Source organism: Prosthecobacter sp. (genome assembly GCF_044373815.1).
Taxonomy (GTDB): domain Bacteria; phylum Verrucomicrobiota; class Verrucomicrobiia; order Verrucomicrobiales; family Verrucomicrobiaceae; genus Prosthecobacter.
Map to the genome: position 1 here is coordinate 1 of NZ_JBIPNG010000561.1, position 3,889 is coordinate 3,889.

General features: G+C 57.3%; 4 protein-coding genes. All 4 read left to right on the forward strand.

Annotated elements, in window-relative coordinates; genetic code table 11:
- A partial coding sequence (locus tag ACIREA_RS28170) for a CmpA/NrtA family ABC transporter substrate-binding protein (RefSeq protein ID WP_397385646.1) occupies positions 1-769 on the forward strand: 769 nt, incomplete at its 5' end.
- Positions 766-2,049 carry a CmpA/NrtA family ABC transporter substrate-binding protein gene (locus tag ACIREA_RS28175; protein WP_397385647.1) on the forward strand — a complete coding sequence of 428 codons (1,284 nt, stop codon included), beginning with the start codon at positions 766-768 and terminating at the stop codon, positions 2,047-2,049. The genes ACIREA_RS28170 and ACIREA_RS28175, both read left to right, overlap by 4 nt.
- A gap of 22 nt (positions 2,050-2,071) precedes the next feature.
- Complete coding sequence (ntrB, locus tag ACIREA_RS28180; RefSeq protein ID WP_397385648.1) at positions 2,072-2,956, forward strand: nitrate ABC transporter permease; 885 nt, start codon at positions 2,072-2,074, stop codon at positions 2,954-2,956.
- A gap of 20 nt (positions 2,957-2,976) precedes the next feature.
- The coding region (locus tag ACIREA_RS28185) for an ABC transporter ATP-binding protein (protein ID WP_397385649.1) at positions 2,977-3,889 on the forward strand (913 nt) is incomplete at its 3' end.

Here is a 3,889-nt window from a genome sequence, read left to right on the forward strand (position 1 = left end):
TCGCGGGGTGCGTGATGCCGCCAGCTTGAAAAAGCTCATCCGCAGCGCATTCAGCCGCCGCTTCACCTTTGGGATGGTGTCACGCTACTCCTCCCACAATTTTCTCCTTCGCCAGTGGCTTCAGGCAGGTGGCATTGATGTCGAAAAGGACGTGCGCATCGTTGCGCTGCCGCCCACGCAGATGGCTTCCAGTCTGGCGGCAGGTCTCATTGATGGTTACTGCGTCGGTGAACCTTGGAACTCTTACGCTGTGGATCAAGGCATCGGCTGGATCGCTGCCACCAGCGAACAACTGGCCCCGGGGCACCCTGAAAAAGTCCTGCTCACCACCGAGCGATTTGTAAGTGCTCATGCTGGTGAGTCGCAGGCGATCATCAACGCTTTGAAAGAGGCCTGTGAGTTCTGTGATGCCATGGAAAACCGCCCTGAAGTCGTGCGTGTCCTTGCCGAGAGCGGCTACTTCACCGGCAGTGAAAAGATCCTGAAACGATCTTTGGTTGGTCCGCTTGATCTCGGCTTCGACAAATCCGTCGCGGTCACGGATTTCCACATCTTTCACCGTCGAGACGCCAATGCCCCCCTGAGTGAGCGCGGTCGCTGGCTGCTCGATCAGTTCATCGCCCACGGTCTGCTGACCAGCAGTCAATACACCGATGCCGCCACCGCATTGCACGAAGCGTGGACTGCCGAACTCCAATTTCCCAAAGCTAAAGCCGCCGCCCGCCCCCTCGCCAAATCCAACAAACGCTCCAAACTCGTTCAAGCATGAATCCCACCTCTCCACTCACACGTCGTTCCATTCTGCGCAGCAGCGCCACTGCCGGTCTCGGCGCTCTGTTCTCCGGTCTGCCCCAGGGCTGGATCGGCTCCGCCTATGCCGATGATTCTCCCGAGTCACCCGACATGAAGTTTGGCATGATCGCCCTCACCGATTGTTCCAGCATCGTCGTGGCGCATGAAAAAGGTCTGTTCAAAAAATACGGCATCAATTCCACCGTCAGCAAAGGCGCCAGCTGGGCGGCGATCCGTGATTCACTGAACAATGGCGACATCCAGGCCACCCACATGCTGCTCGGGATGCCGATCGCCAGTACGATGGGCCTCGGCGGCGCGCCAAAGAAGGCGATGATCGTGCCGTGGATCCTCAACCGCAATGGTCAGGCCATCACGCTTGCCAACACCTTCAAAGGTAAGGTCGTCGACGATCCAAAGGCGCTGAAGCCCTTCGTGGATGAGGCCAAGGCCAAAGGGAATCCGCTGACTTTCGCCATGACGTTCCCACCGGGAACGCATGCGATGTGGATGCGCTACTACCTTGCCGCCGGCGGCATCAATCCCGGCGATGCCGCAGGCGCTGGTGCAGATGTGTCTCTCATCACGGTGCCGCCGCCACAGATGGTGGCGAACATGAAGGTCGGCAAGATGGATGGCTTCTGTGTGGGTGAGCCATGGAACGCGAAGACCATCGCCGAGGACATTGGCTACACCTCCATCGCCACGCAGGGCATCTGGAAAGACCACCCCGAAAAAGTCTGCGCCTTTAGTGAGGAATTTGCCGCGAAGAATCCAAAGACCGTCAAAGCAGTGCTCAAGGCTCTCCATGAGGCCAGTGTCTGGCTCGACAAGATGGAGAACCGCGAGGAGCAGGCCAGCATCGTCAGCGCCGCTACCTACATCAACTGTCCGCCCGAGGCCATCCTGGGGCGCCTGCAAGGCAAGTATAACATGGGTGACGGCCGCAAGTTCAAGGACCCGAACTACATGATCTTCAGTGATCGTAACTGCAACTACCCGCAGGCCAAGTATGCAAAGTGGTGGCTCACTCAGCTCCGCCGCTGGGGCTTCGTGGATGGCGCGCCCGATTACGAAGGCGTCGCCAAACAGGTTATGCGCTCGGACATTTACGAAGAGGCCATGAAGGAAATTGGTTTCGTTCACGGGGGTGTCGATGAAAAGCCCGAAACGCTTTTCGACGGTGTCACCTTTGATCCGAACACCGACCTCGAAGCCTATGCCGCGTCCTTCGCGGTGAAGACGCTCAAAGCTTAACCCCAGACCGCATAGCCGCATTATGCACCTGATCCAACGCTACAAACTCGACTCCATCATCCTGCCGCTCGGCGCGATCTTGGTCTGCTGTCTTCTTTGGTATGTCATTGCTGGAAAGTCCGTCATCACTGAAAAGATCGATGACTTTGGTGACAAGATCAAAGTCACGAAACGTGCAGGCCTTTCCGCCGATCTCCCGACTCCGGTCGAGACATGGACGGCAAGCAAGCTCTACATCACAGAGCCTTTTGCCAAGCGTGGAGAGTTGGATCAGGGCATCTTGCGGTTCACCTGGATGTCGCTGGTGCTGGTGGTGCAGGGCTACTTCATCGCGCTCATTATTGGGACGCCGATTGGTTTCTGCCTCGGTCTTTCGAAGAAGTTTGCCACAGCCTTTGATCCTATTATTCAGGTGCTGCGTCCGGTTTCACCACTCGCGTGGCTGCCACTGGGCATGATTCTCTTCAGTGGTGTCAAAATCGTGAATGGAGATGGTCGCACAACCTTTGGTGCTTCGGATGCCGCCGCTCTCTTCACCATCGCCATCTGCGCCATGTGGCCCACGGTCATGAACACCGCCGTCGGTGTGCGCGCCGTGCCGCAGGATTACCTGAATGTGGCCAAGGTGCTCAAGCTCTCCAGATCGAAGACACTCTGGAAGGTGCTCGTGCCAGCGACACTGCCTTACATGTTCACCGGCTTTCGCCTCAGCCTCGGCATTGCTTGGCTGGTGATCGTGGCGGTGGAAATGCTGACAGGCAGACCCGGTGTGGGTGGCTTCCTCTGGCAGCAATACAACGCCAACAGCTACGCCCATATCATCCTCTGCATCCTCACCATTGGCGTCGTCGGCTACGTGCTCGACCGCCTGATGAGTGTCGTCGAATCGCGGTTCAAGACCGCCTAACCATCAACTCTGATCCAGATATGCCGCTTATCGAAATCAAAGGTGCCTCCAAAGGCTTTGGGCTTCCGGGCAGCCGCACGGAAGTTCTCAAGAATATCAATCTCTCCGTCGAGGAAGGGGAGTTCGTCGTCATCGTTGGGTATTCGGGGTCGGGTAAATCGACGTTGATCAATCTGCTTTCCGGACTGGTCAAGCCTGATACTGGAACGGCCCTCATCGAGGGGAAGGTGATCACAGAGCCGGGTCCAGATCGTGGCCTGGTTTTCCAAAATTACTCGCTGCTGCCCTGGCTCACAGTGGAGGAGAACATTGCGCTTGCTGTCGATGAGGTCTTCAAGGAATGGACTCCAGAGCAGCGTAAAGAACACATCGCGAAACACATCGCTATGGTGAAGCTCAGCCATGCGGCGCACAAGCTGCCCAAGGAACTCTCCGGCGGCATGCGCCAGCGCGTTTCGGTGGCACGCACGCTGGCCATGAACCCCAAAGTGCTGCTCATGGACGAACCCCTGAGCGCACTGGATGCACTCACCCGCGCCCAGCTTCAGGATGAGATCAGCGACATCTGGATGCAGAATAAAACGACCGTCATCTGGATCACCAATGACCCCGACGAAGCCATCCTTGTGGCGGACAAAGTAATTCCTTTGCTGCCTACCTCGCCAGCGACACTCGGCGAGACCATGATCGTGGACATTGAGCGGCCGCGTGACCGCAAGGCGATTAATCACGAACCTAAGTTTAAAAAATTGCGTGCTGAACTCATCAGCACCCTGCTGGATGCCAAAGGCCGCAACAAGGTGAAGTCTTCAGTGCAGATCAGCCTGCCTGATATCCTGCCCGAAGACCTCACCTACACCAACTCGCTGCAGTTTCTCAATCGCAGCGGACCGAAGCGCCGCAGCGACAACAAGCGTGAAGAAGTGGAGGTGG